The sequence below is a fragment of the Kluyvera cryocrescens NBRC 102467 genome, assembly GCF_001571285.1.
Classification (GTDB): domain Bacteria; phylum Pseudomonadota; class Gammaproteobacteria; order Enterobacterales; family Enterobacteriaceae; genus Kluyvera; species Kluyvera cryocrescens.
Genome location: NZ_BCTM01000008.1, coordinates 38,672 through 65,134 on the forward strand (window position 1 = coordinate 38,672; position 26,463 = coordinate 65,134).

Consider the following 26,463-nt stretch of genomic DNA (forward strand, 5'->3'; position numbering starts at 1 on the left):
AGAGTGGGCGCTCTGTGAGATAAGTCACCATAAAAAAAGCCTATGTTGAATAATATTTTCATCTAGGTTATCAATTTGTAATTAGATGATTGTTCTTTTACTGATTCTGGAGTGGCTATGCACGTTGTCATACTGGGAAGTGGAGTCGTGGGCGTCACCAGCGCCTGGTATTTAAGTCAGGCAGGGCATCAGGTCACGGTGATTGACCGTGAAGCGGGCCCAGCATTAGAAACCAGCGCCGCCAACGCCGGGCAGATCTCTCCGGGCTACGCAGCCCCGTGGGCCGCGCCGGGGGTGCCGTTAAAAGCGATTAAATGGATGTTCCAGCGCCATGCGCCGTTGGCGATACGCCTCGATGGCACCGGCTTCCAGTTAAAATGGATGTGGCAGATGCTACGCAACTGCGACACACGCCATTACATGGAAAACAAAGGGCGGATGGTGCGTCTGGCGGAATACAGCCGCGACTGCCTGAAAACCCTGCGTGACACCACCGGGATCAGCTATGAAGGACGTCAGGGCGGCACGCTGCAGTTGTTCCGTACCGCTCAGCAATACGAAAACGCCACCCGCGACATCGCGGTGCTGGAAGACGCCGGCGTCCCCTATCAGCTGTTGGAGGCTTCATGGCTTGCCGAGGTGGAACCTGCGCTGGCCGATGTAGCACACAAGCTGACCGGCGGGCTGCGTCTGCCGAATGACGAAACCGGTGACTGTCAGCTCTTCACCCAACGACTGGCGAAAATGGCCGAGCAGGCGGGCGTTCAGTTCCGCTTTAACACCCCGGTCGACAGTCTGCTTGAAGACGGTGGCCGCATTATGGGCGTCAAGTGCGGTGATGAAGTGGTGAAAGCTGATGCCTATGTGATGGCCTTCGGTTCCTATTCAACGGCGATGCTCAAAGGGCTGGTGGACATCCCGGTCTATCCGCTTAAAGGCTATTCGCTGACCATTCCGATTGTCGAAGAGAGCGGGGCACCGGTTTCTACGATCCTTGATGAAACCTACAAAATTGCGATTACCCGTTTCGATAACCGTATTCGCGTCGGCGGAATGGCAGAAATTGTCGGCTTCAATACCGAACTGCTGCAGCCGCGGCGGGAAACCCTCGAGATGGTGGTCGGCGATCTGTTCCCACGCGGTGGGAAAATCACCGAAGCGACCTTCTGGACCGGTTTGCGCCCAATGACGCCAGACGGTACGCCGGTGGTGGGTAAAACGGCGTTTAAAAATCTGTGGCTCAACACCGGCCACGGCACGCTGGGCTGGACCATGTCCTGTGGTTCGGGTCAACTGCTAAGTGATTTGATGTCTGGCCGAACACCTGCTATTCCCTATGATGATCTGAGCGTTGCTCGCTACTCACCGGGATTCACGCCCGCTCGCGCGCAGCATCTGCATGGCGCACACCAATAAGGAGAACGCATGTCACGTCCCGTGCTCGCCAGCCTCGACCTGCAGGCGTTACGCAATAACTTAGCCATTGTCCGCCGGGCGGCGGGCGGTGCTCGCATTTGGTCGGTGGTGAAGGCCAATGCCTATGGACATGGATTAGAGCGTGTCTGGAACGCCCTGCGGGAAACCGATGGCTTCGCGATGCTCAATCTTGAAGAGGCGATCCTGCTGCGTGAACGCGGCTGGAAAGGGCCGATTCTGCTGCTTGAGGGCTTCTTCCATGTTGATGAGCTGGAGCTGTTTGATAAATACCGCCTGACCACCAGCGTACACAGCAACTGGCAGCTTAAGGCGTTGCAAAACGCGCGGCTGCATTCACCGATCGATGTCTATCTGAAGGTGAACAGCGGCATGAATCGGCTGGGATTTGCCCCTGAACGGGTGCATAGCGTCTGGCAGCAGCTGCGTGGCATGAGCAACGTAGGGTCGATGACCCTGATGTCGCATTTCGCGCAGGCGGAAAATACCGATGGTATCGTCGAACCGATGCAGCGGATTGAGCAGGCGGCAGAAGGGCTGGATTGCCCACGTTCGCTGGCCAACTCGGCGGCCACGCTATGGCACCCGGAAACGCATTTCGACTGGGTGCGCCCGGGTATTGTGCTCTACGGCGCGTCACCTTCTGGCCACTGGCAGGACATTGCCAACAGCGGCCTGAAGCCGGTGATGACGTTAAGCAGCGAAATCATTGGCATCCAGAACCTGAAGCCGGGCGATGCAGTGGGCTACGGCAGCCGCTATCGCGCAACGGAAGAACAGCGCATTGGTATTGTTGCCTGCGGCTATGCCGACGGCTATCCGCGTATAGCCGCCAACGGCACGCCGGTGCTGGTCGACGGCATTCGCACCGGAACGGTAGGGGCGATTTCCATGGATATGCTGGCGGTGGATTTAACGCCGTGTCCGCAGGCGGGAATCGGCGCCTCGGTGGAGCTGTGGGGGGAGAACATTAAGATTGATGAAGTTGCCGCCAGCGCTGGCACCGTGGGCTATGAGCTGATGTGTGCGGTTGCACCGCGCGTACCATTCGTGACAGTGTAACTTTCTCAGCAAATGACGCCGAGTCAGCGGCGTCTGCGTGAATACGCGCTATGCTGGCCGGATAACGTTGGGTTATCCGGCCGTTAGCCATCACTCGCTCTCTTCTTCCGCGACCCGGACGCCGACCTTCAGCACCTGGTTCTCTTCTTTCTCGGCCACTGTCCATACCATCCCGGCAAATTCTACCTGGTCACCGACTACCGGCGCGGCACCGAGCAGATGTTCAACGAGATCCCCCAGCGACTGCTGGTTATCGCGAAACTCTTCGCCACCGTCCAGCCCGTAAATTAGCGCCACGTCGGCAAACTTGGCCCCGGCTTCGAGAATGAAGTCGCCAAAGAAGCTTTGATCAAGCGCGACCGGCGGCGACTGGCTAAACATTTTGCCCAGCGACGGTAAATCGCGCTCCCGGCCAATGACGCACAGAATATCGCCTTCCCGCAGACGGGTGCTGCCGGTAGGATGCAGCAGGACGTTATCGCGGAACAGTGCAGCAATACGGGTCTCTTGCGGCATATGCAGGTCACGTAGCGCGGCCCCCACACACCATTTGTCAGCGCTGAGCTGGTAGACAAACTGTTCCCACGGGTTATCCGGGTGAATATCCAGCCCGACGCGGGAGATAGGCCAGCCGACCGGCGGCACCACCACTTTGGCTTTTTTGGCCGCCCACGATAGCGAAGTCCCTTGCAGCAGCAGTGACACCAGTACCACGAAGAAGGCGACGTTAAAGAACAGACGAGCGTTCTCAAGCCCCGCCATCATCGGGAAAACGGCCAGAATAATCGGCACTGCGCCGCGCAGACCCACCCAACTGATAAAGGTGCGTTCGCGTAGATTAAAACCGCGGAACGGCAGCAGGCCGGCAAAGACCGACAGCGGGCGGGCAATGAAGATCATCCAGATAGAGAGCAGCAGCGCCGGGATGGCGATAGGCAGCAGATCGGATGGCGTAACCAGCAGCCCCAACACCAGGAACATGGCAATTTGCGCCAGCCATGCCAGACCGTCAAAGTTCTGCAAAATACCGAATCGGTTGCGGATCGGCCGATTGCCCAGCAGGAAACCGCACAGATACACCGCCAGAATACCGCTGCCATCGAGAGTGGTCGTGACGGCGAAAATCATGATCCCGCCGCTGAGTGCCAGCAGCGGATACAGCCCAGCGGGCAGGGCGATGCGGTTAATCATCTGTAGCAGCAGATAGCCGCCGCCCAGGCCAATCACAATGCCGAGGCCAAACTGTTGAATGATGTGCACGAGGAACATCCAACTGAGGCCGGTTTCGTGCTGCTGGATCATTTCAATCAGCGTAATGGTGAGAAACACCGCCATGGGATCGTTACTGCCGGATTCGATCTCCAGCGTTGAACCAACACGTTCGTTGAGCCCTTTCCCGCCGAGCAGTGAGAACACCGCCGCGGCATCGGTCGAACCGACTATCGCCCCAATCAGCATTCCTTCCATGATATTCAGATTGAAAAGCCAGGCCGCCATCATCCCGGTGAGACCCGAAGTGATAAGCACGCCAACGGTGGCCAGCGATAATGCCGGCCCTAATGCCACCCGAAACGAGCTGGCCTGGGTACGCATCCCGCCGTCCAGCAGGATAACCGCCAGCGCCAGGTTACTGACCATGTAGGCGAAAGGATAATTATCGAAGGGAATGCCGCCGATGCCGTCGACGCCCGCCAGCATGCCGATGGCTAAAAAGATAACCAGAATCGGGATACCAAGACGGGAAGAAAATGAGCTTAAGAGAATACTGCAGGTTACTAAGACCGAACCCAAAATAAAAAGACTAATGACTGCCGCGGCGTCCAATGTTCACGCACTCCCCGATAACGAACAAGCTAGTTACAAAACGTTACCATAATTAGGGCGCAAACATTGGATAAATAAGCGGTGATTATTGTTTTTTATTCGGCTAATACCGGATGACCGCTTAGCGTCAGCGCTGAACGGCCGGGATTATGGCTAAGCTGCGCGCGGGCACCCAGCGGCAGGGTGACGGTACGGGGTTCATGGCCAAAATCCAGTCCGCTAATCAGCGGAATCGACAGCCGCGAACGCAGATAATCATACATGCCGTCCAGGCTATAACCGTCGTCATAATCGTTCGGGCTGGAGCCGCTAAAGCTACCCAGCACGATAGCGCGCTGGCGCGGCAGAATACCCGCGTGCAGCAGCTGCAACAGCATGCGTTCAACGCGGAACGGATGCTCGTTAATATCTTCAAGCACCAGAATGCCGTCGCGAATATCCGGCATCCACGGCGTACCGATGAGCGAAACGATCATCGCCAAATTCCCGCCCCAGAGTGTGCCTTCGGTGGCGCACTGCGGGCCGTCACCGTTCCACTCAACGGTAAAGGTGGGATGACGCAGCGCGCGCCAGAAATGCTCCTCGGTAAAAGGATCAAGGCTTTCTGCGCCAAAGTTACCCGCCAGCATTGGGCCGCTAAAGGTCACGACGTTACCGGTGGCCAGCAGGCCGAACTGAATCGCGGTGAAATCGCTGTGCCCGCAGATGAGCAGCGGGGAGCGCTGCTGGCGAGCGACCAGCGACGGCCAGTCAATGTTCGTCAGCAGGCGGCTGGCGCCGTAGCCGCCGCGTACCGCCATCACAATCTGATTTTCTCCCGGCAGTTGGGCAAGGCCATTGATATCCGCCAGCCGTTCGGCCTCAGTACCGGCAAATCGTTGATGGCGGCGAGAAATCACCTGCTGGTTCGTCACCTGATGCCCTGATGCCTCCAGCCGTGAAACGCCGCGCCGTGCAGCGGCCTGGTTGATGCAGTAACCAGAGGGAGCGATAAGATGAAACGAAGACATGGCATTTCCTTGCTGAGAATGAAACGGGTATCATGCCGCCTGAGCCAGTGGTTGTCATTAGCGACAGCAAAGTTCAGCTAAAAGGATAGATGCGTGAAATTAAGATGGTTTGCTTTTTTAATTGTATTACTTGCCGGGTGTAGCTCTAAATCGGATTACCGCAATCCGCCGTGGAATCCCGAGGTTCCAGTGAAGCGCGCGATGCAGTGGATGCCAATTACTGAAAAAGCCGGTGCGGCCTGGGGCGTGAGCCCACGCCTTATCACCGCCATTATTGCCGTCGAGTCAGGCGGTAACCCGACGCTGGTGAGTAAATCCAATGCGGTCGGGCTGATGCAGCTTAAAGCATCGACATCGGGTCTGGATGTCTATCGTCATATGGGCTGGAGCGGTCAGCCGTCAACCAGTGAGCTGAAAAATCCGGAACGCAACATCTCGATGGGCGCGGCGTATTTGAGCATTCTGGAACATGGTTCGCTGGCCGGGATTTCCGACCCGCAGGTGATGCAATATGCGCTGGTGGTGTCCTACGCCAACGGTGCAGGTGCGCTGCTGAGGACCTTCTCGTCGGATCGTAAAAAAGCCATTTCGAAAATAAACGATCTGGATGCGGATGAATTCTTCGACCACGTGGTGAAAAACCATCCGTCACCGCAGGCGCCACGCTATATCTGGAAAATCCAGAAAGCCATGGACGCCATGTAATCAGCGAACGTTATTTGCCCGTTCGCGCGCCTCACGCTCCAGCGAGAAAATAATTCGCTGGAGCGAGCGCTCCAACACTGGATTCATATACAGAAAACGGAAGCTCAGGCGCGGCGTGACAATCGTTTCATTCTTGCTGTCGACCACTTTACGTTCGCTGATGGCCAGTAGCTGAACGTCGAAACGAAAACGCCCCCATTGCCCCATATCCAGCTCAATTTCTTTCAGCTCCATGCCGGGAACCAGCATCTCCGGCGGCGGCGCGTCCAGCAGCGCCCCCATGCCACCCAGTGACAAATCAAACAGGCGGAAACGCAGCGTTTTCTTATCCGGCAAGGTCGCACAGCCGTAATAAGGGGGATACAGCGGGGCAGGGATGCGGAAATATTCACGACGCTGGATAAACCATACCGCAGGCGGCGTGGGCATTACGAAGGCGGGCAGCCCCTGATAATTCTCAACCTGCATTTGTGGTACCGAAAATTCGATTTTTGCGCCATTGGTTTCGGCCACCATCGAGAGATTTTTGGCCGCTAAGGCGGCCGTGTTATCTTCCTCACGGCTACCAAAATCGATCACCAACTGCTGTTGGCTGACGTCAAGAATACGGCTAATAAACTGGCGTGATGACCAGCTCACGCGCAGCGCGGCGTTTGCCTGCTGAAGGTCGCGCAGAACGTTTAATACTGCGAGCGGATTTTGTTTAAGAAACTGTGTGTTGTGCTCACTCACCGGGTATGGCTCCTGAATGGCAGACTCTCATTTATCTATCGGCGTTGAAAAACAGAACTTCAGCCTCCTCGTAAAATTTTTTAACATTTTTATCGGTTTCGGCTGCGTAAAGCACTTAAGGCAGTGCCTACGTCAATATTCGTATTTATCTGCATAAAATATCATCGGCGAACCAGGCTTTTTAAGAACAATTACCTATACTTGAAACATTAGCGGCGCAGAATGACGGCGCTTTTATTGGTGTTAATGGAACTGAAGAGGTGGGAAAAATGGGTATTATTGCCTGGATTATTTTTGGTCTGATTGCCGGTGTTATTGCCAAACTGATTATGCCGGGGCGTGATGGGGGTGGTTTCTTCCTCACCTGTATCCTGGGTATTGTCGGTGCCGTTGTCGGTGGCTGGTTAGCGACCACGTTTGGTCTTGGCGGCAGCGTCAGTGGCTTTAATCTGCACAGCTTCCTGGTAGCGGTAGTGGGCGCCATTGTTGTACTGGCGGTATTCCGCCTGATTCGCCGCGAATAATGTTTCCCGAAGCATATTCATCGACGGCCCCATAAGGGGCCGTTTTCTTTTGCATCAAAACTGCTACCTCTGTCACATTTCTAATCCCTTGCTGATTTTGGCGTTGAATTGCAAACATGAATGATAATAATTATCGTTCTTTGTTTGATTTGAGCCACATATAATGAATAAGACCGCTTTTCGCGTTTGCACGCTTTCGGGGATGATTGCGCTAGCACTATCAACACAGGGGTACGCTGCCCAGGAGTCGACCATGGTGGTCACCGGTTCGGCAAACGGTGAGGGGAGTGAACTGCCCGGCTGGACCAACAGCGCCACCAAATCGGCGGTGCCGGAAAGCAAAACGCCGCAGGTGATTAACACCATCAGCCAGCATGAAATCAGCGAGCGTCATGCGACGTCGATTAATGAAATCCTGCGCTATGCGCCAGGCGTTTCGACTGAATCGCGCGGAAGCACGACCTATATGAGCGAATACAAAATTCGTGGTTTTACCGTTGATAACGAATATTACAACGGCCTACAGCTACCGTATAACGTCACCGGCAATACCAAAGCGCGTATCGACCCGCTGCTTGTTGATAGCGTCGATATCCTGAAAGGGCCTTCATCCGTGCTCTACGGCAACGGTTCGCCGGGCGGGCTTGTAAATATTCAGGGTAAAAAACCGCAGACCACGCCGCGCACCGAAATCGGTTTTAACACCGGCACCCGCAATCTGAAAGAAGGGTATATCGACTCTACCGGCCGGATTGCCGACAGCGACTGGAGCTATCGTCTGTTGGGGAAAGCCACCGAGGGCGATGATCAGCCGCACACCACCCGCTACGAAGACTATCTGGTCGCGCCGAGCGTCACCTGGCAGCCGAGCGACAAAACGCGCCTGACCCTCGACGCGCTGGCGCAGAATACCCCGAGCCTGACGCCGTCTAACCCGCTGCCGCTCTCTTACTTACGCTCGCAGTATGCCGACAAACGCGCCTTTGCCGGCGATGACTGGAGTGGTTTTAAACAGCGCCAGTGGATGATTGGCTACAGCTTTGAACATGAGTTTGACAGCGGTTGGGGCATCGCACAGAAAGCGCGCTACTTTGATATCGATACCCATCAGCAAAGCGTGTACTCCACCGGCAATAGCCCAACGGCGGTCTACGACATTAGTCGTTCCGCCTATACGACCGATGAAAATCTGCACAGTTTTAACATTGATAACCAACTCACCCGCACGCTGAGCCTGGGGGATTGGCAGCACCATCTGCTGGCGGGGTTTGATTATCAGAAACTGAATTCGCATTACCATTACCGGTATTCTAACTATTTAACCCCGCCGCCGAATCTGGATATGCGTAACCCAGACTTTGGCCTGGTGAGTGAAGATGCCTTGGGGCTGTATACCGCGCAGAAAAATCGTCTTTCCTACAACCAAAAAGGCTATTACCTGCAGGATCAGATGGCCTACGGTGGCCTGAACATCCTCGCCAGCCTGCGCTATGACGAGTACCAGTCGGCGACCACCGACTATCTCAATAGCGACCAGAAAGAGTGGATTTCGCAGGATCGGGTGACCAAACGTCTGGGCGTGCTGTATGCCTTTGATAACGGCATTTCGCCGTTCATCAGCTACTCGGAAGGCTTCAAACCGATTTCACCGGCCCGTGGGCTGACGGCGGATCAGGTGAAACCGACCACCAGTAAACAGGTGGAAGGCGGCGTGAAGTATCTGTTGGCGGATTACGCCACGACCTTTACCGCCTCGGTATTTAATATTCGCCAGAAAAATGTGCTCAGCGCAGATCCGAGCTGGAACTATCACCAGACCGGCGAAATTGAATCGAAAGGTGCCGAGCTGTCGGTCATTAGCCGCCCGACGGACAATATCAACCTGATTGCCAACTACGCCTATACCCACGCCATCAACACCGAAGACGAGAGCTATCAGGGCAAACGCCCGACTCAGGTACCGGAAAATGCGTTTAATCTGTGGGGCGATTACACCTTTGACCAGAGCATGGTGCGCGGGCTGACGGTCGGCGCCGGGGTGCGTTATACCGGGCCGATGGAAATTGCACCGGCGAATAATGAAGGCAAACTGGGTGGCACCACGCAGTACGATATGTCGGTGTCTTACGATATGTCGGCTCTGGACAGCAGCCTGAGCGGCTTGATGCTTAAGGCCAGCGCACAGAACCTGACCAATAAAGAGACGTTTACCTGCTATGACAGCACCAACTGCTGGATTGGCCGCGATCGTACGGTTCAGGTAGGGGCGAGTTACACCTTCTAAGTGAAATGTCCGGGCGATCGTTATCGCCCGGACAATCCGTTACGCTGATTCCGGCGCGGTTCCGGCATTCACCATCGGTTTCGCCACGGTCTTCATCGGAATAAACGCCACTACGATTGCACCGAGCACGAGGAATCCAGCGACCATAAAGATCCCGGCGTTAAAGCTGCCGGTGACATCTTTCATCCAGCCCATTAGCAACGGTCCCAGCGCCGCACCGGTCATCCCGGTACCGTTTATCACCGCAATCCCCAGCGCGCGAGCGCGCAGCGACAAGGCGCGATCCGGCGTGGTCCAGAAAATCACCATTGCCGCGAATGCCCCCATCGATGCCATCACAATGCCGGTAAACTGCAGATGCGGATTCGGGCTGGTGGCGGTCAGGATCCAACCGGCGGCAGCAAACAGATACGGCAGCAGGGTATGCAGTTTGCGTTCGTTGTAGCGGTCTGAACGTTTGCTCCACCAAATCATGCCGATAATAGTACACACCTGCGGAATGGCGCTTAGCAGCCCGATGGTGACGTTGCTGCTCTCGGCATTAAAGCTGCGCAAAATCAGCGGTGTCCAGACGCTCAGGGCGCTCAGGGTGTTGGTCAGGCAGAAATAGGCCACGGTGTAGAGAATGATGATTGGCGTGAACAGCTCGCGCATCACGCTTTTTTGCCCCACCGACGCCGCTGCAATGGCGCTTTGAGTTTGCAGCGCCTGCTGCTTATCCGCTTCCAGCATCTCGTTAAGACAGGCTTTATCGTCGTCGGTCAGCCACTTCGCGGTTGACGGGCTATCGTCCAGCCAGAACCAGACCACCAGACCCAACAGCACCGACGGGAAGCCTTCCAGCAGGAACAGCCACTGCCAACCTTTGAGATTCAGCATGCCGTCCATATTGAGAATATAACCGGACGCCAGCGATCCCAGCGCCATAGTGACCGGCATGGCAATCATAAACAGGGCATTGGCGCGCGCGCGGTAGTGCGCCGGGAACCAGTAGGTCATGTAATAGAGCAGGCCCGGCAGGAAGCCCGCTTCGGCAATCCCCACCAGCATGCGCAGGGCGTACAGGCTATTCGGCCCGGTAGCGAACAGCGTGGCGGTAGAGGCAATTCCCCAGACGATCATCAGGATAGCAATCCAGCGCCGTGCGCCCACGATAGTCAACATCACGTTGCTGGGGATCCCGCAGACCACGTACATCACGTAAAACAGCGTGGTCGCCAGCCCAAACATGGTGCTGGTTAACCCGAGATCTTTGCCCATCGTCAGACCGGCAAAACCGATGTTGATGCGGTCGAGATAGGAGAAAACGAACAGTACGAACAAAAAAACGACCAGACGGCGAAAAAGTTTATTAATAACCGCCTGTTGGCGGGGATTCAGAGGTATTTGCGTTGGGGCTTGCGCCCCGGAGCGTGTCTGTTCCGTAGAAGGGCTATCGTTCATGAAAAGCTCCACATTGTGTTTATTAGTATAAGGGTCGTACAGGCTGCTAACGTATAGAAAATAGCCATGATGAGTGTCAATTTTATGTGTGAAAAATGATACGTAATTGTTATGTATGTGGCATTTGTGAATCATAATGCGATCTGAGTCGCGTAAACATGCAAGAGGGAAGCGGAGCGGGCGTAATGGTGTCAGGACGGGCGCAAAGACACAGGGTATAATCGGCAAATCTGTTGCATTTTGGGGTAAGGAAACGCATGAGTCCGACTAAAAAGAGCGCTGCCGGTCAGTCAGATGAGACCGTGTTTCACCGGGAAGAGTTTCCGTTCTACTGGATTGTTAACGTCTATGCGCGCTACACCCAGACCGTAGAAATCGCCCTCAAAAAGATAGCGCTAGACGTATCGCGCTTTCGCGTGCTGATGATCACCCACCAGTATGGCGAAGCGAGCATTTCGCAAATCTCGGAATATGCGCTGGCGAAAATGCCTACCGTGACCAAAATCGTTGGTCGCCTGCGCGATGACGGCCTGGTGACCACCGCCAGCAGCGAACGCGATGCCCGCGTAACGGTGGTGATGCTAACCGAAGCCGGGCAGCAGAAAGTGGCGGAAGCCATGCCGCTGGTAGGCAAGATTTTTGATAAAGGTTTTAAGGGAATGAGCGCCAGCCAGGTTGAAAAGATGAATCAGTCGCTGGCTAAAGTCCTCGATAATCTCAACGAACTTTGACCCTCCACCGCCACAATGACAAAATTGTGACTCGCGTAGAAAATATTTATAACCACCTGTAAATAAACGATTTTTAAACACAGTCTGCGAAAATCCCTTCGCAGGCTGTGCCTGCCTATATGCATTAATTTGCTTTATATTTCATCAAACTGCGTGATTAACCATATCCTTTTAAAGGTTAATGGGTTGTTGCGTATGCGTAAAATTAACGTGAAATATTACTTGAATATTCATCTAAATTTGCCAGTATTGATTTAACGCAACTCAGGACAAAAAAGCAGCATCGACTGCTCGCCTGAATATGATTCATTATTTCTGGTTAAGGTGTTAATCATGCAGCCAGTTTACGAGAGCAATGGGTTTGTCGAACGCTTTACCCTCGGTGAGGGTGAGCTCAGTTTTGCCGTCAAAGATACCCTCAACGTGGCGGGATACCGCACTCAGGCGGGCTGTCCAGCGCTGGCGGAAACAACCGCCGCAGCGCAGCACGCCGGCGTGGTCGAAACGCTTCTCGCTAGCGGCTGTCGGCTGACGGGGAAAACCACGCTGCATGAGCTGGCGTTTGGCGTTACCGGGATTAATGCCTGGGGCGGCACCCCGGTCAATCCGCTTTATCCAACGTTGATCCCCGGCGGCTCCTCCAGCGGTTCGGCGGCGGTTGTCGCTGCCGGCGAAGTCGACTTTTCACTGGGCACCGATACCGGTGGCTCGGTGCGGATGCCTGCTGCCTGCTGCGGTATTCTCGGGCTCAAGCCGGGCTACGGTGTGCTCAGCCGCGAGGGCGTATTGCCCGCCGAGAGTTCACTGGACTGCGTCGGCCTGTTTGCCCGCGATACGCATGTTCTGCGCCTGGCGCTGAATCACCTTAGTCTGCCGGTTGCTGCCCCCCTTACCGATCTTCCCGAGGTGGCCTTTATTGCCGCCGCGCTGCCGGAAATCGATACGCTGCTGATGCAATTCCTCACCCATGCGGGTGTGCAGCCGCATCGCGCAGAACTGCCCACGCTTGCCGATGCGCACCGCGCTGGTATTGCCATTATCAGCCATGAAAACTGGCAGGCTTTTCACTCTTTACTGACGTCTGGGGCGGTCTCAGCAGATGTCGCCACGCGTATTCGCGCCGGTGAGACGGTAAGCCAGCAGACGCTGGAAGAGGCCGAACAGATCCGCCAACGCTTCACCGCTGATGTCGATGCACTGCTGGCGAAAACGCCGCTGCTGGCGCTGGCTACGCTCCCGGAACTACCGCCGACGCTTGCCGAAGCGGCCGATCCGCTGAGCGTAGTCAATCTGACTCGCCTTGTCCGCCCGTTCAACCTCAGCGGGCACCCGGCGTTGACGCTACCCGCCGGCGAGCTACACGGCAGGCCGATTGCCCTCCAGTTGGTGGCCCGTAAAGGGGCTGAGGGATTATTGGTTCAGGCCGCCGAGTGGCTGACCGCGCGACGACGTCGCTAACCGCGCACTCTCTTTTTCTTTATTCCTGATGACTCAGTGAGTTCGACTCATTGCGGCCTCGTGCGCTCTGCGCATGGCCGTGACAACTACCGGAGAACGCTATGTCTGCCGTCCACGCCCGTGAAGCGCTAGAGCCGCTGTTAAGCGAAGTTGCGACTCGTAGCCAGGATTTTGAGCATCAACGTCATATTTCTGACGACATTATCAGCCGCTTTAAACAGGTGGGCGTCTATCGTGCGCTGGTGCCGAAACGCTACGGCGGCGACGAGTGTTCTCCGGCGCAGTTTTGCGAACTGATTGAGCAGATTGCCACCGCCGACGGCTCCGCAGGCTGGGTGGCAAGCTTCGGCATGAGCCCGTTTTATCTCGGTGCGCTGCCGGTTGAGACCCTGGAAGAGCTCTATCGCGAGGGCCCGGATGTGGTCTTTGCTGGCGGTATCTTCCCTACGCAAAAAGCGCGGCAGGCCGATGGCGGCTACCGGGTCAGCGGGCGCTGGAGCTTTGCCAGCGGCAGTATGGGGGCTTCAGTTCTCGGCGTCGGGATCCTGCCCGACGGCGAACAGCCGCTGCCGCGCATGGCGGTGTTACCGCGTGCCAGCGTGCAGATTGACCCGGTGTGGAACACCGTCGGGCTGGCGGGTACCGGCAGCCACGATCTGCTGGTGGACGATGTCTTTGTGCCGCAGGAGTGGACCTTTATTCGCGGCGGTGCGCTGAATCTCGACGGCCCGCTGTATCGCTATCCGGTGCTGTCGCTGGCAACCCAAGTGCTGTCGGTGGTGGCGCTCGGCGTAACACGCGCGGCGCTCAATGAAATCTATGCCATTGCCCATCGCCAGCAATCGGTGACCGGCGCGCCGCGTCTGGCCGACCGCCCGCAGGCGCAGATGCAAATAGCCCGCTGTGAGGCCGATCTGCGCTCCGCCCGCGCCTGGTTCTATGACGCTATTGATGATGTCTGGCAACAGCTGCTGTCCGGCGATGATGCTAGCTGCGAGCAGATTAACGCGCTGCGTCTTTCGTCGACTCACGTGACGCGCGTGGCCGCCGACGTGGCGCGTCAGGCGCTGGCGTTAAACGGCATGGGCGGCGTCACCATGACCAGCCCGCTGCAGCGCTATGTGCGCGACACCATGGTCATTACCCAACACGCCTTTATGGGCGATCTCTCATATCTCAATGCAGGCACCGTCTTCTTCGGTGGCAAGCCGCAGCCCGGCTACCTGTGATTTTTAACTTAAGGAGCATCAGATGAGCCAGACCACAACCTTACGCGTGCTGTTTTGCATCGGCGTGAATCAGAACTTTTTCGATGCCAGCGCGGCGGAAGCCAAGCAGGTGTGGGCCGCTTTCGGCGTGATGATGAAAGGCATTGACGAAACGCCGGGGATCACCGTTATCGGCAACATGGACGATGACCAACTGATGGTCGGCCCATCCACCACCGCCCCGTGGACCACCTACGTGCTGGCCGACGCTCAGGCGCTGGAAAATGTGGCCGCCGTCTGCAACCTGTTCCGCACAACGCCCGTCGGTGACGGCGGCAGCAAACTGTGGAAGTACTGCAAAATCGAGGCCCGCGTCGGCCGTGAACTGATTATTCAGAACTAACGGAGTCGATGATGACCTCTCAGGATGCGCAGCGCTTACAGCAGCTCGAAGATCAGCAGGCCGCCCGCGTGTGCATAAGCCAGTACATGCACCTGTGCGACCGGCTCGACGATAGCGAAACCGTGCGCGCCATCGGCGCACTGTTCACCGTTGACGCCTGCTGGGAAGGGGTGGGTGAACCGTATGCGACCCGCCTGGGGCGTCATGTCGGGCGCGCAGCCATTACCAGCATGATGGCCGGGTATGTGCGCAAACCGGCCCACTTCGCCATGAACGCACATTTTCTATGCTCCGAGGCGCTCAGCGCAGCGGCCAACGGTGAGCTGCACGGCCGCTGGCTAATGCTGCAAACCTCGGCGTTTAGCGCCGGCGGCGCGCACCTCAACGCCGCTGAAATCAACGTTAGCTTTCGGCGCGAAGCGGGAGAGATGGTGATGCACCATTTCACTACCCGCAACCTGTTTAGCCGACCCGTAAGCCACTGGCACGCCGAGGACACGCTCCCGGTGCCGGAAAACCATCAGACCGTCGAAGACGTGCAGGAGAATGGACATGCAGTGTGACCACCTCATTAATGTGAAAAATATCGATACCACGATGCCCACCGCGCCGAGCCGCGAAGAGATTGCATCGCTGGTGCAGCACGACCGTGTGCATACCTCGCTGTACACCTCTGAAGAGCTGTTCGCACTGGAGCTGGACAGAGTTTTCGGCAAAACCTGGGTGTGGGTGGCGCATGCCAGCGAAATCCCCGACACCGGCAGCTTTAAAACCACCGAGATCGGCACTCAGCCGGTTATCGTAGTGCGCGATCGTAAAGGCACCGTGCATACGCTGCTGAATCGCTGCCGCCACCGCGCGGCCACCGTGTGTGAACACCGCAGCGGCAAAACCAACAGCTTTGTCTGCCCTTACCACGGCTGGGGCTACGCGCTGGACGGCAGTCTGCGCGGCGTGCCGCACCCGGAAAGCTATGCCGACCAGCTGGAAAAAGGCGAGCTGGGGCTGGTATCACTGCGCACCGAACAGTACGCGGGAATGATCTTCGCTACCTTTAACGACCACATTGAGCCGCTGGAAGATTTCCTCGGCGCGGCGAAAAAGTGGATGGATCTGTTTATGAAGCAGGGCGCGGGCTACCCGATTAAAACCGGCCCAGCGCACCGTTTCCGCTTCCCGGGCAACTGGAAAATCCAGCTCGAGAACACCACCGACGGCTACCACTTCCCGGTGGTGCATCGCTCGTTTTTAAGCTCGGTCGATAAGCAGACCGAAGAGATGCTCAACTTTGTTGACGGCAGCGGCTATGTCGAAGATCTCGGTAACGGCCACAGTGTGATGGTGATGATCCCGGAACTGGTGGATCTGGAAGCCAACCTCGATGCGCCGATCCCGGAACGTTTTACCGAGTTGGCCGATGCCCTGCGCGCCGACCACGATGAAGACCAGGTGCGCCGTATCGTGCGCGCGGTCGGCGGCTCCGGCTTCAACCTGAATATCTTCCCTAACATCGCCTGTTCGATGGCGTTCTTCCGTGTCCTGCAACCGCTGTCGGTCAATGAAACCGAAATTCACCACGCGGTGATCACCATGGACGGTGGCCCGGAAATCGCCAACCAGGCCCGTCTGCGTCTGCACGAGCACTTCCAGGGGCCGATGGGCTTCGGCACGCCAGATGACTCGGAAGCATGGGAGCGCGTCCAGCGCGGCGCCACCGCCGGTGACGATCTGTGGATCATGCTTAATCGCGGTCTGGCGGGCGAATACCGCACCGATGACGGCCTGCGCAGCGATGTCAGCGCCGAGACCGGGATGCGCGCCGCGTATCAGCAGTGGAAAAAACTGATGACGGAGATGGAATAAATGACGAGCGCTGAATCTGTACTGTTTAAGGCCATCGCGGTGATTAACCTCGAAGGCGATCTCCTCGATCAGGGCGAATTCAATGCCTGGCTGGATCTGTGGCAGCACGACGGCCTATACGTGGTGCCAATCGATCCGCAGGAGACCGATTTTAAAAATACCCTCAACTACGCCTGCGACGACCACGAAATGCGCGCCAAACGGGTGAAACGCCTGTACAGCGGCGAGTCTATCTCGACCACTCCGCGCGCCAGAACCCTGCGTACGCTGTCGCGTTTTCGCCTGCTGGAGGCCAGCGACAGCGAAGTGGTGGTGCGCGGCGCCCAGTCATTGTGGGAACACCGCAAAGGCCATAGCCGCCACTATGCCGCCGATATCACCTGGCACCTGCAGCCGCAGGCTGACGGCTGGCGGATAAGCCAGAAAGTGATCCGCCTGGTCAACAGCGATGATGTGCTGCACAGCATCGGTTACATCCTGTAAGGAGCCGTTTATGACGCAAACCGTATTAGTCACCGGCGCGGCCAGCGGGCTGGGCAACGTAATCGCCCGCCATCTGCTGACGCAGGGGTATCAGGTGGTGCTGACCGACGTTGATGCTGCCCGCGCCGAAGCCGCCGCCGCTGAGCTGGACAGCCGCAACGTGCTGGCGCTGGGGCTGGATATACGCCAGCCCGAGGATTTTGACGCGGCGCTTGCCGCCACCGTCGCCCGTTTTGGCAGCCTGCACGCGCTGGTCAATAACGCCGCGCTGACTCTGGCGACGCCGGTGATGGACATTACCGTTGATGAGTTTGATCGGGTGATTTCCACCAATCTGCGCGGCACTTTTGTCGGCTGCCAGACGATGGGGCGCTATTTTGCCAGCCGCGGCTACGGCCGAATCATTAACCTGGCCTCTCTGGCGGGGCAAAACGGCGGCACCGCTTCCGGGGCGCACTATGCGGCGTCTAAAGGCGGGATCCTGACGCTGACCAAAGTCTTTGCCCGCGAGTTGGCGAAATCCGGCGTCACCGTTAACGCCATCGCGCCGGGGCCGATGGACCTGCCGACCGTTCACGCACTGGTGCCGGAAGAGAAAATGGCCGGGCTGCTACAGATGATCCCGGTAGGTGAGCTCGGTGAAGCAGAGTTTGTCGCCCATGCCGTGGCGCTGCTGGCCTCTCAACACGCGTCGTTTGTTACCGGGGCAACCTGGGACATCAACGGCGGGCTGTTCATGCGCTAAAGGAGAGGTTGATGCTGACATTACAGGTAGTCCGCCGCGAACTGCGCGGCGAGGTGGTGCTGCTGACGCTGGCTCATGCCGACGGGCGGGCGCTGCCCGAATTTACCGCCGGGGCGCATATCGACCTGCACCTGAGCGACGATCTGCTGCGCCCGTATTCGCTGTGCAGCAGCCCGCAGGAGCGGCATTTCTATCAGCTCGGTGTGCTCAAAGACAGCCAATCGCAGGGCGGCTCACTGGCGGTGCATGCGCTGCGCGAAGGTGACGCCATTGCGGTGAGCGAACCGCGCAATCTGTTCGCGCTTGACGAGAAGGCGCGTCACAGCCTGCTGATTGGCGGGGGCATTGGCATTACGCCGATGCTGGCGATGGCGGCGGAACTGCTGGCCGCCGGACGCACGTTTAGCCTGCATTACTGTGCAAAAACGCGGGATCAGGCGGCGTTTCTCCCGCAGCTGGAAGCCTCGGCCTATGCGTCGCAGGTGCACCTGCACTGCAGCGATGAACAACGTATCAATCTCGACGCGGTGCTGTGCGACGTACCGGAAGGAACGCATGTCTACGTCTGCGGCCCGGCGCGGTAAATGGATGCCGTTCATGAACGCGCGCTCGCGCAGGGCTATGACCCGGAGCGGATTCACCAGGAGTGCTTTAGCGCCGAGGTAGAAACCGGCGGCCAGCCGTTTGAAGTGGTGGCGGCAACCAGCGGCATTACCGTGCAGGTTGCTGCCAATCAAACCATCGTCGAAGCGCTGGCGCTGGCGGGGCTGAAGGTCTGCGTCTCCTGTAAGCAGGGGATCTGTGGCAGTTGCCTGACCGATGTGCTCGAAGGCGAACCGGATCACCGTGACCACTATCTGACCGACGATGAGAAGGCCGATGGCGATCAGATCCTGCTGTGTTGTTCCCGGGCGAAAAGCGCCCGTCTGATTATCGATCTTTGAGGATCTTCTAATGACTCTGCAAACCGAATTTCGTAACGCCATGGCGCAGTTGGGCAGCGCGGTGTCGGTGATCACCACCGATGGCCCTGCGGGTAAGTTTGGCTTTACCGCCTCCGCCGTCTGTAGCGTGACTGACCAGCCGCCCACGCTGTTGGTGTGTATGAACCGTAATTCATTCGCCCACGCGCACTTTAAGCAAAACGGCACGCTGTGCGTGAACGTGCTCTCCAGCGATCACCAGGCGCTGTCCGGCGTCTTTGCGAACGCCAGCCTGCGTTCGGAAGAGCGGTTTTGCCACGATAGCTGGCAGGTGATGGCCAGCGGCGCGCCGGTACTGAGCTCGGCGGTGGCCAGCTTTGACTGCTTGATTGATGACTGCCACGAAGTGGGCAGCCATTCGGTCTTCTACTGCCGGGTGCAGGCGATTCGCAGCAGCGAACAGCCGCGCGGGCTGGTCTATTTCAACCGTCGCTATCACGCCGTCGGTCACGAAGCATAACCGTTTAAAGAGGGATGCCGGATGAGTAATGTCGTTTCTGAAACCGTAGTCACGCCCGCCGAGACTCGCCATGATGCGCAGCAGATGCGCAAACTGGTGATGGCCTCGGTGCTGGGCAACGCGCTGGAGTGGTATGACTTTTTCCTCTACGGCACCGCGGCGGCGCTGGTGTTTGGCCCGCTGTTCTTCCCGGTGGGCGGCGATCCGCTCCAGGGAACGCTACTGGCGTTTTCCGGCTTTGCGGTCGGCTTCCTGGCGCGGCCGCTCGGCGGTATTGTTTTCGGTCATCTTGGCGATCGCTATAGCCGTAAAATGACGCTCATCATGACCCTGACGTTGATGGGGGCGACCACCTTTGTGATTGGCCTGCTGCCGACCTACGCGCAGATTGGTCTCTGGGCGCCGCTGGCGATGATCTCTTTACGTTTTTTACAGGGCGTGGCCTCCGGCGGCGAGTGGGGCGGCGGGGTGCTCATGCTCAGTGAAAATGCCCCTGAGCAAAAGCGCGGGTTCTACACCGCGTGGAGTCAGATGGGGGTCTCCGGTGGCTTCGTGCTGTCGGCGTTTGCCTTCTATCTGGTGCAACAGCTACCGGAAAGTGACTTTATGAGTTGGGGCTGGCGCGTACCGTTCGTGCTGAGCATCGTCATCTTCCTGGTGGGCGTCTACATTCGCAAAAACATTCGCGAAAGCAAAGCCTTTACCCAAGCGAAACCCGAGGAAAAGCACGAGAAGATCCCGCTGCTGATCCTGTTGCGCGAACACCCGAAAGCGCTGCTGCAGGCGATTGCGCTGCGCCTGCCGGAAAACGGCGCGTCCTATATTTTCTTCACCTTCTCGGTGGTGTACGCCAAACATATTGGGATTGGCACCGGGGAAATTATCAGTGCCGTCACCCTCGCCATGCTGGTTGAGTTTTTCTCGATTCTGTTCTGGGGAGCATTGTCCGATCGCATTGGCTTAAAACCGGTGTACTACATCGGCGTGATTGGCCTGCTGGTGATGGCGTTCCCATTCTTCTGGCTGCTGTCTACCGGCAGCTACGGCTACATTTTGCTGGCGATGTTCCTCGGCCTGCCGGTGTGTCACGGCGCGATGATTGGCACCCAGCCGTGCATCATGAGCGATCTGTTCCCGGTCCGCGTGCGCTATTCCGGCCTTGCGCTGGGGCATGAGGTCGGCTCGATTTTTTCCGGTGGACTTGGGCCAATGCTGGCGGTGGCGCTGCTGATGGCCTTCGACGCCTCGTGGCCGGTTTCGCTGCTGCTTATCGCCTACGCGCTGTTGGCGTGGATTGCGCTGCGTAGCCTGCCATCGGGCAAAACAACACCCTGATCCCTTTTTCTTTGCAGGAGCAACCGATGTTAACGATTGAATCACTGGCCTGCTGGCTGGTGGATATCCCGACCGTCCGCCCGCACAAGCTGTCGATGGCGACGATGGGCTGCCAGACCCTGATGATTGTCCGCATGCAGTGCGCTAACGGCGTGGTGGGCTGGGGGGAGGGAACCACTATCGGCGGCCTGAGCTACGGCGCAGAAAGCCCGGAAGCGATGAAGCTGGCGATTGAAACCTATCTCTCGCCGCTGCTGTGCGGGCAGACCTTCAGCGGCGTGGCGGCACTCGCCGAAACGATGAATGCCAGCGTGAAGGGCAACACTTTTGCCAAATCGGCACTGGAAACCGCCTTCCTCGACGCGCAAGGCAAAGCGCTGGGCGTGCCGGTCAGCGCGCTGCTTGGCGGTGCGCTAAGCGATCGGCTGCCGGTGCTGTGGACGCTGGCCAGCGGCGATACTGCGAAAGATATCGACGAGGGAAAACGGCTACTGGTGGAAGGGCGACACGACACTTTCAAACTGAAAATTGGTGCCCGCGATTTGGCGACCGATATCCGTCACGCGCTGGCGATTAAAGCCGCGCTGGGGGATGACGTCAGCATCCGCGTTGACGTCAACCAGGCGTGGGATTTCACCACTGCGGTGCAGGGAATGAGCCAGCTACAGGCCGGCGGTATTTGCCTGGTCGAGCAGCCGATCCCACTGTGGGACCGGCAGGGGCTTATCGCGCTGAGCCAGCGCTTTACGCTGCCGATTCTCGCCGATGAAGCAGTGGCGACCAGCCACGATGGCTATGCGCTGGCCAATGGCGGTTTTAGCGGCGCCTATGCGCTGAAGATTGCCAAAGCCGGTGGCCCGGCGCAGGCGCTGAAGCTGGCGCACGTGGCGCAGGCCGCAGGCGTCGCGCTGTACGGCGGCACCATGCTGGAAGGCACGCTCGGCACGGTGGCCTCGCTGCATGCCTGGTCGACCCTGAAATTGCAGTGGGGCACCGAGATGTTCGGGCCGCTGCTGCTCAAAGACGACATCGTGGTGACGCCGCTCGCCTTCAGCCAGGGGCAGGTCACGCTGCCGCAGGGGCCGGGGCTGGGCGTGGAGATCGACGACGATAAATTGCGTTTCTACGCTCGAAAATAGAGGACATCCGCATGCTGTTTAAAGTTGAAATGACCGTCAATATTCCGGCGTCGCTGCCTAAAGATCAGGCCGATGCCATCAAGGCCGAGGAGAAAGCCTACTCGCAGCGCCTGCAGCGCGAAGGCAAGTGGCTGCATATCTGGCGCGTCGCCGGGCTTTACGCCAACGTCAGCATTTTTGACGTCGCCGACAACCAGGAGCTGCACGATATTCTCACCGGGCTGCCGCTGTATCCCTTTATGACGATGTCGGTACAACCGCTGTGTCGACACCCCTCATCCGTGAACTCATAACAATAAACCTTACCCTACAAAAAAGAGGAATATGCAATGTCAGTGAATCCTGCAAAACAGACCGAACTGGAATCGTTGCTGGCGATCAGCAGCGGCTTAAACTCCGAACAGGGCAACGAACGCTTCAAGGCCATTATGCATCAGGTGTTGAGCGACCTGTGCCAGACCATCAAGAAGTTCGATATCAGCGATGAAGAGTTCTGGCTGGCGGTGAACTACTTAAACGAGCTGGGTGAGCGCAAAGAAGCCGCGCTGCTGGCCGCCGGGCTGGGGCTGGAGCACTATCTGGATATGCGTGCCGATGAAAAAGAGGCCGCAGCAGGACAGGACGTTGGGACACCGCGCACCATTGAAGGCCCGCTATACGTAGCGGGTGCACCGCTCAGCCAGCAGTATGCGCGCATGGATGACGGCAGTGAGCCGGGCGAGCCAATGTGGCTGCACGGCCAGGTGCGTGATTTAGAAGGCAACCCGGTAGCCGGGGCGATTGTCGATATCTGGCACGCCAACACCCTGGGCGGCTATTCCTTCTTCGACCAATCGCAGAGTGAATACCATCTGCGCCGCCGCGTGGAAACCGGTGCCGATGGCCGTTATGCGGTGCGCAGTATCGTGCCATGCGGCTACGGTTGCCCGCCGGATGGCCCGACCCAGAAGCTGCTGACCCAGTTAGGTCGTCACGGTAACCGCCCGGCGCACGTGCATTTCTTCGTCTCCGCGCCGGGTTATAAGCACCTGACCACGCAGATTAACCTCAATGGCGATGCCTATCTGTGGGACGATTTTGCGTTTGCCACCCGCGAAGAGCTGATTGCCGATCCGGTGAAAATCACCGATGAGCAGTTATCGCAGGCGCGTAAAATTAACCAGCCGCATACCGAAGTCAGCTTCGATTTCACGCTGGTGGACTCGGCAGAAACCGCCGAAGAGACGCGTATTAAACGCGCCCGCGTGATGGAGTAATCCAAACGCTCTGGGCGGCGTCGGTTCGCCCAGAGCATTATCTTACTGCGCGGCCAGCGCCTGTTTTATCCAGCCATCAAAGGTCGCCTGGTGAGCCGCTATCCAGCCGTCAACGTGACGCTGAATATCCTCGGCGGAAGACTCGCCTTTATGCATCAGTTGATTCTGCGCATTCACGTCACCGAGCGGTAATTTCGCCACCGCGAACAGCTTCGCCGCAGCCGGATTTTTCGCCGCCCACGCTTTGTTGGCCACAATATATTCGTTGTTCACCGCAAAGCCGTAATTTTTGCCGTTCGACAATTCGGTGTTGAGATCTTTAAGCGATCCAGGGTTGGCGGAGAACGGCACGGTTAACCACACCACGTCTTTACCCGGTTTTAATTCGTCGCTGACCCAGTATGGTGTCCAGGTGAAATAGAGCACAGGTTTACCGGCTTTAAAACGGGTGAGAGTATCGGCAATAATGGCCGAATAGTTGCCCTGATTCTGCGTGACCGTATTGCTCAGGCCGTAGGCTTTTATTTGGGTATCAATAACCGATCCACAAACCCAGCCTGGATTACAGCCGGCTAAATCGGCTTTACCGTCACCATTGGCGTCAAATAATTTCGCCAGTTTGGGGTCTTTAAGCTGCGAAATATCGGTAATGTGATATTTCTCGGCGGTTTTTTTATCAATCAAATAACCCTGAGCGGCACCGCTAATGTAAGTGCCCTGGCGGTAGAATTTTTTATCGCCACCGCTGGCGGCGTACATGTCCTTTTGCAGCGGCTCCCAGTTGACGGCCATGTAGGTGGCGTCTCCGGCAGCAATCGCGGTGTAGGCGACATTGTATTCCACCTCTTCGGTGGCGGAGACATCGTAGCCGAGCTGGGTTAGCGCGCGGTTGATAATCTCCGTCTGGAATGACTCTTCCGGCAGGGTACTTTGTACGGGATGAACGGTAATGCCTTTACCGGGCAGGTCGGCGGCAAAAAGCGCGGGGGAGATGAGTACAGCTGCCAGCGTAGTGGCGAGTATTGTCGGTGTTTGCATAGGAGTAACCTTATTATTTTCGTGTGTTAAGCCAGCGCGGGCAGGTTATTTCTGCGGAAACCAAAGATAGAAAGAAAATGGTAGTGAAAATAGTCCTCCAAAGTATCAGTAATAATACTTTACCCTAACATACTGAGCGGCTCTGACAATCCTAAATATACCCTGGCGGCCGGATCGGCATTCTTCATAGGATCAGGTTATTCTTAAATACGCATGACTGAGGGGAACATAAATAACGCCGGTGAATACGACGAACGTCCGATATTTGAAATCCGCATTCCACGCTATAGTGAAATCGTTTCGTTTTAGTTGAAACAAGATTGAAGTTACGAGGAGGCCGCGGCGACACCGCCGATGCCAGTCAGTCTCACAGGATGTGGGGGAAGAAGATGAAATTAGTCCGTATCGTTTGTTTTGCTGCGCTTGGCCTGATGTGGGCCACTACTGTGCAGGCGACTCATAATGCAAGCTCCGGCGTTATCCACTTTGTCGGTCAAATCGTGGAAGAGGGCTGTGGCACCCAACTACAGCGGACGCAGGTGCAAATTTCCTGCTATCGCAATGGCGCCAATCACGTTCAGCATGTTGCTTTAAACGCCAGCGGCAATCCCCTTGCGATGCAGAAGCTGGGGACGATCGCGCAGCGTTCCATTCCGGGTCATCCAGAACTGCGGGAAATGACGATCACCTACTATTAAACTGCTGTCGTGGGATAAGACACCATGGTTGATGGCGTTATCCCCGGGCTGTAGGCCTTTGTGGCTATTGTGCCAGCCAGCGCTGTCCCGCCGTCTTCATGTCTTGTTCAAGTTGGCTGCCGCGGGTGGCAAATACCCGGCCCAGCGGGAAGCCGCTTTTTTCCAGCAGGTACGCCAGCGCGGCGTATTCGCGCGGATAGCGGGCAACGGTTTGCGGGTCTATTTCCACAACGCCCAGCGGGAAGGTGAAGGTGCCCATGTCGTAAATGCTCTGGCGGTGAAAAAGCTTCCAGCAGCCCTCTCTTTTTTCTGCCAGATCGTAAAAGCGATTGTGGCATTCGCAGCCTAAATTCAGCCGGGTGTTTTCCGCCATAATCATGGCATTGGTTTCCAGCAGCGCCTTATTGCCAGCGGCATTAAAGGTGACGCGCGGTGAGGCAATCATATGTTTGGTACGTAAATCTGACGCCCCCATCCGCATTGATCCGTCAACAAAATCGCTGGCCAGCCCCTCAAACCAGGTTATTTCAATCGTACCGTCGGGATGGAATAGCTGGCGCAGTGATTCCCACTCGCCGAGATCGCGGTGGATCCAACCATTCATTAGGTCATTAAGCTGTTGGCGATCGCTGTCGGTTGTTTGCATGATCTTTCTCCTGTCGGTTAGCTGAGATTCAGTTTGGTCGCCAACCGAGTTAAACTCAAATATATTGAATTGAACGAATAATCATTTTTAATGATTGATTGAGGGGCTATGGATCTTCGTCATCTACGCTACTTTTTGGCCGTCGCCGAAGAGGGCCACTTCGGGCGTGCGGCAAAGCGGCTCAATATTGTGCAGCCTGCGCTGAGTATGCAGATTAAAGCGCTAGAAGAAGAGCTGGGCGGCGCGCTGTTTATTCGCACCAGCCGCCACGTGGCGCTCACCGAGGCCGGACGTCTTTTGCAAACCGAAGCACAGCGCACGCTGGCGCAGGTTGAGCATACGCGGCTGGCCGTTGCGCGCGCGCTGCGGGGAGAGACCGGGCGGGTGCGGGTGGGTTTTGCCGGCAATGCAATATTCAGCGGCAAGATGATTGCGGATTTGCGCCAGTTTCATCGCTGCTATCCGGATGCTGAATTGGTCATTCAGGAAATTGCTCCACAACAGCAGGTTGCCGCCATTCAGTCCGGGCAGTTGGACGTTGGATATACCCCGGATAACAGTAAAACCGCCACGCCGGATATTATGGTACAGCCGCTTGGGCAGTGGGATTTTCTGGTGGCGCTCGCGGAGGATCATGCGCTTGCACGCCATGAGTCCATCACGCTTGAAATGCTGTCGGGCGAAGCGCTCATTCTGTATGAAGCGCATGACGAGCATGAACGCCTCTACCAGTGGCTTGAGCAAAAGCTGGGCGATAAACTGCACGTTGCGCACCGCGGTGCCAGCACCTTGAGCGTACTGGCGATTGCCGCTACCGGGCTGGGGCTGGCGCTTATTCCATCACCGCTTCAGCAGGTGACGATCCCCGGTCTGGCTTATCGCCGCCTGGATGAACCCGCGTTGCACGCGAATTTGATGCTGGTACGGCGGGTGGTTGAACCGAATCAAACGGTCGCAGCTTTTCTGGCGCTGGCTTGCCGGACGGAATAATACGTTGCG

General features: G+C 57.2%; 28 protein-coding genes. 22 read left to right on the forward strand and 6 right to left on the reverse strand.

Annotation, left to right across the window (positions count from 1 at the left end; translation table 11 throughout):
• Window positions 1-117: 117 nt before the first annotated feature.
• Both KCR01S_RS06165 and dadX read left to right on the forward strand, forming a co-directional pair.
• Complete coding sequence (locus KCR01S_RS06165; RefSeq protein ID WP_061281131.1) at window positions 118-1,416, forward strand: D-amino acid dehydrogenase; 1,299 nt, start codon at window positions 118-120, stop codon at window positions 1,414-1,416.
• A gap of 9 nt (window positions 1,417-1,425) precedes the next feature.
• Window positions 1,426-2,496 carry a catabolic alanine racemase DadX gene (gene dadX / locus KCR01S_RS06170; protein ID WP_061281134.1) on the forward strand — a complete coding sequence of 357 codons (1,071 nt, stop codon included), beginning with the start codon at window positions 1,426-1,428 and terminating at the stop codon, window positions 2,494-2,496.
• A 90-nt stretch (window positions 2,497-2,586) separates the two neighbouring features.
• Here the strand turns inward: dadX and KCR01S_RS06175 are convergent, their stop codons facing one another.
• Complete coding sequence (locus KCR01S_RS06175) at window positions 2,587-4,320, reverse strand: potassium/proton antiporter (RefSeq protein WP_061281139.1); 1,734 nt, start codon at window positions 4,318-4,320, stop codon at window positions 2,587-2,589.
• A 95-nt stretch (window positions 4,321-4,415) separates the two neighbouring features.
• On the reverse strand, window positions 4,416-5,330 hold the full coding sequence (gene ldcA / locus KCR01S_RS06180; RefSeq protein ID WP_061281142.1) for a muramoyltetrapeptide carboxypeptidase: 915 nt from the start codon (window positions 5,328-5,330) through the stop codon (window positions 4,416-4,418).
• A gap of 93 nt (window positions 5,331-5,423) precedes the next feature.
• On the opposite strand from ldcA, the gene emtA reads away from it, so the two are divergent.
• Complete coding sequence (emtA, locus tag KCR01S_RS06185; protein ID WP_061281145.1) at window positions 5,424-6,035, forward strand: membrane-bound lytic murein transglycosylase EmtA; 612 nt, start codon at window positions 5,424-5,426, stop codon at window positions 6,033-6,035.
• Here emtA and ycgR read toward each other — a convergent pair whose 3' ends face one another.
• On the reverse strand, window positions 6,036-6,767 hold the full coding sequence (ycgR, locus tag KCR01S_RS06190) for a flagellar brake protein YcgR (RefSeq protein WP_061281148.1): 732 nt from the start codon (window positions 6,765-6,767) through the stop codon (window positions 6,036-6,038).
• A gap of 269 nt (window positions 6,768-7,036) precedes the next feature.
• Between ycgR and KCR01S_RS06195 the strand changes: the two genes are divergently transcribed.
• Entirely contained in the window at window positions 7,037-7,291 is a 255-nt protein-coding gene (locus KCR01S_RS06195; RefSeq protein ID WP_052285463.1) for a GlsB/YeaQ/YmgE family stress response membrane protein, read from the forward strand.
• Window positions 7,292-7,454: 163 nt separating this feature from the next.
• Window positions 7,455-9,575 (forward strand): TonB-dependent siderophore receptor, encoded by a 2,121-nt coding sequence (locus KCR01S_RS06200; protein ID WP_061281152.1) that lies wholly within the window; start codon window positions 7,455-7,457, stop codon window positions 9,573-9,575.
• 39 nt (window positions 9,576-9,614) lie between these two features.
• Here KCR01S_RS06200 and hpaX read toward each other — a convergent pair whose 3' ends face one another.
• Entirely contained in the window at window positions 9,615-11,018 is a 1,404-nt protein-coding gene (gene hpaX, locus KCR01S_RS06205) for a 4-hydroxyphenylacetate permease (protein WP_061281155.1), read from the reverse strand.
• A gap of 257 nt (window positions 11,019-11,275) precedes the next feature.
• On the opposite strand from hpaX, the gene KCR01S_RS06210 reads away from it, so the two are divergent.
• From KCR01S_RS06210 to catA, 15 genes are all read left to right on the forward strand, one after another.
• On the forward strand, window positions 11,276-11,749 hold the full coding sequence (locus KCR01S_RS06210; protein ID WP_061281158.1) for a MarR family winged helix-turn-helix transcriptional regulator: 474 nt from the start codon (window positions 11,276-11,278) through the stop codon (window positions 11,747-11,749).
• 333 nt (window positions 11,750-12,082) lie between these two features.
• The gene (locus KCR01S_RS06215; protein WP_061281162.1) at window positions 12,083-13,207 is read left to right on the forward strand and encodes an amidase; all 1,125 of its coding nucleotides are present in this window, start codon (window positions 12,083-12,085) and stop codon (window positions 13,205-13,207) included.
• Between the two features lie 101 nt (window positions 13,208-13,308).
• Window positions 13,309-14,436, forward strand: coding sequence for an acyl-CoA dehydrogenase family protein (locus KCR01S_RS06220; protein WP_061281165.1), 1,128 nt, complete (start codon window positions 13,309-13,311; stop codon window positions 14,434-14,436).
• Window positions 14,437-14,458: 22 nt separating this feature from the next.
• Entirely contained in the window at window positions 14,459-14,818 is a 360-nt protein-coding gene (locus KCR01S_RS06225; RefSeq protein ID WP_061281168.1) for a hypothetical protein, read from the forward strand.
• Between the two features lie 8 nt (window positions 14,819-14,826).
• A complete protein-coding gene (locus tag KCR01S_RS06230; protein ID WP_244886196.1) occupies window positions 14,827-15,381 on the forward strand; it encodes a nuclear transport factor 2 family protein in 555 nt (184 codons plus the stop codon).
• Window positions 15,371-16,681, forward strand: coding sequence for an aromatic ring-hydroxylating oxygenase subunit alpha (locus KCR01S_RS06235; RefSeq protein WP_082767945.1), 1,311 nt, complete (start codon window positions 15,371-15,373; stop codon window positions 16,679-16,681). The genes KCR01S_RS06230 and KCR01S_RS06235 overlap by 11 nt, the downstream gene beginning before the upstream one ends.
• Window positions 16,682-17,164, forward strand: a complete 483-nt coding sequence (locus tag KCR01S_RS06240) for an aromatic-ring-hydroxylating dioxygenase subunit beta (protein WP_061281174.1) — start codon at window positions 16,682-16,684, stop codon at window positions 17,162-17,164. It abuts the gene before it with no gap.
• Between the two features lie 10 nt (window positions 17,165-17,174).
• Window positions 17,175-17,909, forward strand: coding sequence for an SDR family NAD(P)-dependent oxidoreductase (locus KCR01S_RS06245; protein WP_061281178.1), 735 nt, complete (start codon window positions 17,175-17,177; stop codon window positions 17,907-17,909).
• 11 nt (window positions 17,910-17,920) lie between these two features.
• Complete coding sequence (locus KCR01S_RS25585; protein ID WP_244886197.1) at window positions 17,921-18,493, forward strand: ferredoxin reductase; 573 nt, start codon at window positions 17,921-17,923, stop codon at window positions 18,491-18,493.
• Window positions 18,494-18,853: a 2Fe-2S iron-sulfur cluster-binding protein gene (locus KCR01S_RS25590; RefSeq protein ID WP_244886198.1), complete on the forward strand. Its 360-nt coding sequence runs from the start codon at window positions 18,494-18,496 to the stop codon at window positions 18,851-18,853. It abuts the gene before it with no gap.
• Window positions 18,854-18,863: 10 nt separating this feature from the next.
• The gene (locus tag KCR01S_RS06255; protein ID WP_061281181.1) at window positions 18,864-19,352 is read left to right on the forward strand and encodes a flavin reductase; all 489 of its coding nucleotides are present in this window, start codon (window positions 18,864-18,866) and stop codon (window positions 19,350-19,352) included.
• Between the two features lie 84 nt (window positions 19,353-19,436).
• Window positions 19,437-20,687, forward strand: a complete 1,251-nt coding sequence (locus tag KCR01S_RS06260; RefSeq protein ID WP_061281522.1) for an MFS transporter — start codon at window positions 19,437-19,439, stop codon at window positions 20,685-20,687.
• A gap of 26 nt (window positions 20,688-20,713) precedes the next feature.
• On the forward strand, window positions 20,714-21,826 hold the full coding sequence (locus KCR01S_RS06265; RefSeq protein ID WP_061281184.1) for a muconate/chloromuconate family cycloisomerase: 1,113 nt from the start codon (window positions 20,714-20,716) through the stop codon (window positions 21,824-21,826).
• A gap of 11 nt (window positions 21,827-21,837) precedes the next feature.
• The gene (gene catC, locus KCR01S_RS06270; RefSeq protein ID WP_061281187.1) at window positions 21,838-22,119 is read left to right on the forward strand and encodes a muconolactone Delta-isomerase; all 282 of its coding nucleotides are present in this window, start codon (window positions 21,838-21,840) and stop codon (window positions 22,117-22,119) included.
• Between the two features lie 36 nt (window positions 22,120-22,155).
• Window positions 22,156-23,082, forward strand: a complete 927-nt coding sequence (gene catA / locus KCR01S_RS06275) for a catechol 1,2-dioxygenase (protein WP_061281191.1) — start codon at window positions 22,156-22,158, stop codon at window positions 23,080-23,082.
• Window positions 23,083-23,124: 42 nt separating this feature from the next.
• Here catA and proX read toward each other — a convergent pair whose 3' ends face one another.
• Entirely contained in the window at window positions 23,125-24,120 is a 996-nt protein-coding gene (gene proX / locus KCR01S_RS06280; protein WP_061281195.1) for a glycine betaine/L-proline ABC transporter substrate-binding protein ProX, read from the reverse strand.
• A gap of 389 nt (window positions 24,121-24,509) precedes the next feature.
• On the opposite strand from proX, the gene KCR01S_RS06285 reads away from it, so the two are divergent.
• Window positions 24,510-24,818, forward strand: a complete 309-nt coding sequence (locus tag KCR01S_RS06285) for a hypothetical protein (RefSeq protein ID WP_061281198.1) — start codon at window positions 24,510-24,512, stop codon at window positions 24,816-24,818.
• A gap of 64 nt (window positions 24,819-24,882) precedes the next feature.
• Here the strand turns inward: KCR01S_RS06285 and KCR01S_RS06290 are convergent, their stop codons facing one another.
• On the reverse strand, window positions 24,883-25,464 hold the full coding sequence (locus tag KCR01S_RS06290; protein ID WP_061281201.1) for a nuclear transport factor 2 family protein: 582 nt from the start codon (window positions 25,462-25,464) through the stop codon (window positions 24,883-24,885).
• A 108-nt stretch (window positions 25,465-25,572) separates the two neighbouring features.
• Between KCR01S_RS06290 and KCR01S_RS06295 the strand changes: the two genes are divergently transcribed.
• Window positions 25,573-26,454 carry a LysR substrate-binding domain-containing protein gene (locus KCR01S_RS06295; RefSeq protein WP_061281204.1) on the forward strand — a complete coding sequence of 294 codons (882 nt, stop codon included), beginning with the start codon at window positions 25,573-25,575 and terminating at the stop codon, window positions 26,452-26,454.
• Window positions 26,455-26,463 lie beyond the last annotated feature (9 nt).

Coding starts and splice junctions, on each gene's coding strand:
- KCR01S_RS06290 (WP_061281201.1), bottom strand. CDS start 25,464: ATGCAAACAACCGACAGCGATCGCCAACAGCTTAATGACCTAATGAAT.
- dadX (WP_061281134.1), top strand. CDS start 1,426: ATGTCACGTCCCGTGCTCGCCAGCCTCGACCTGCAGGCGTTACGCAAT.
- KCR01S_RS06195 (WP_052285463.1), top strand. CDS start 7,037: ATGGGTATTATTGCCTGGATTATTTTTGGTCTGATTGCCGGTGTTATT.
- KCR01S_RS06165 (WP_061281131.1), top strand. CDS start 118: ATGCACGTTGTCATACTGGGAAGTGGAGTCGTGGGCGTCACCAGCGCC.
- KCR01S_RS06215 (WP_061281162.1), top strand. CDS start 12,083: ATGCAGCCAGTTTACGAGAGCAATGGGTTTGTCGAACGCTTTACCCTC.
- catC (WP_061281187.1), top strand. CDS start 21,838: ATGCTGTTTAAAGTTGAAATGACCGTCAATATTCCGGCGTCGCTGCCT.
- ldcA (WP_061281142.1), bottom strand. CDS start 5,330: ATGTCTTCGTTTCATCTTATCGCTCCCTCTGGTTACTGCATCAACCAG.
- catA (WP_061281191.1), top strand. CDS start 22,156: ATGTCAGTGAATCCTGCAAAACAGACCGAACTGGAATCGTTGCTGGCG.
- KCR01S_RS06295 (WP_061281204.1), top strand. CDS start 25,573: ATGGATCTTCGTCATCTACGCTACTTTTTGGCCGTCGCCGAAGAGGGC.
- KCR01S_RS06260 (WP_061281522.1), top strand. CDS start 19,437: ATGCGCAAACTGGTGATGGCCTCGGTGCTGGGCAACGCGCTGGAGTGG.
- hpaX (WP_061281155.1), bottom strand. CDS start 11,018: ATGAACGATAGCCCTTCTACGGAACAGACACGCTCCGGGGCGCAAGCC.
- KCR01S_RS06240 (WP_061281174.1), top strand. CDS start 16,682: ATGACGAGCGCTGAATCTGTACTGTTTAAGGCCATCGCGGTGATTAAC.
- KCR01S_RS06235 (WP_082767945.1), top strand. CDS start 15,371: ATGCAGTGTGACCACCTCATTAATGTGAAAAATATCGATACCACGATG.
- KCR01S_RS06220 (WP_061281165.1), top strand. CDS start 13,309: ATGTCTGCCGTCCACGCCCGTGAAGCGCTAGAGCCGCTGTTAAGCGAA.
- KCR01S_RS06210 (WP_061281158.1), top strand. CDS start 11,276: ATGAGTCCGACTAAAAAGAGCGCTGCCGGTCAGTCAGATGAGACCGTG.
- KCR01S_RS25590 (WP_244886198.1), top strand. CDS start 18,494: ATGGATGCCGTTCATGAACGCGCGCTCGCGCAGGGCTATGACCCGGAG.
- KCR01S_RS06225 (WP_061281168.1), top strand. CDS start 14,459: ATGAGCCAGACCACAACCTTACGCGTGCTGTTTTGCATCGGCGTGAAT.
- KCR01S_RS06200 (WP_061281152.1), top strand. CDS start 7,455: ATGAATAAGACCGCTTTTCGCGTTTGCACGCTTTCGGGGATGATTGCG.
- KCR01S_RS06230 (WP_244886196.1), top strand. CDS start 14,827: ATGATGACCTCTCAGGATGCGCAGCGCTTACAGCAGCTCGAAGATCAG.
- KCR01S_RS06255 (WP_061281181.1), top strand. CDS start 18,864: ATGACTCTGCAAACCGAATTTCGTAACGCCATGGCGCAGTTGGGCAGC.
- KCR01S_RS06245 (WP_061281178.1), top strand. CDS start 17,175: ATGACGCAAACCGTATTAGTCACCGGCGCGGCCAGCGGGCTGGGCAAC.
- KCR01S_RS06285 (WP_061281198.1), top strand. CDS start 24,510: ATGAAATTAGTCCGTATCGTTTGTTTTGCTGCGCTTGGCCTGATGTGG.
- proX (WP_061281195.1), bottom strand. CDS start 24,120: ATGCAAACACCGACAATACTCGCCACTACGCTGGCAGCTGTACTCATC.
- KCR01S_RS25585 (WP_244886197.1), top strand. CDS start 17,921: ATGCTGACATTACAGGTAGTCCGCCGCGAACTGCGCGGCGAGGTGGTG.
- KCR01S_RS06265 (WP_061281184.1), top strand. CDS start 20,714: ATGTTAACGATTGAATCACTGGCCTGCTGGCTGGTGGATATCCCGACC.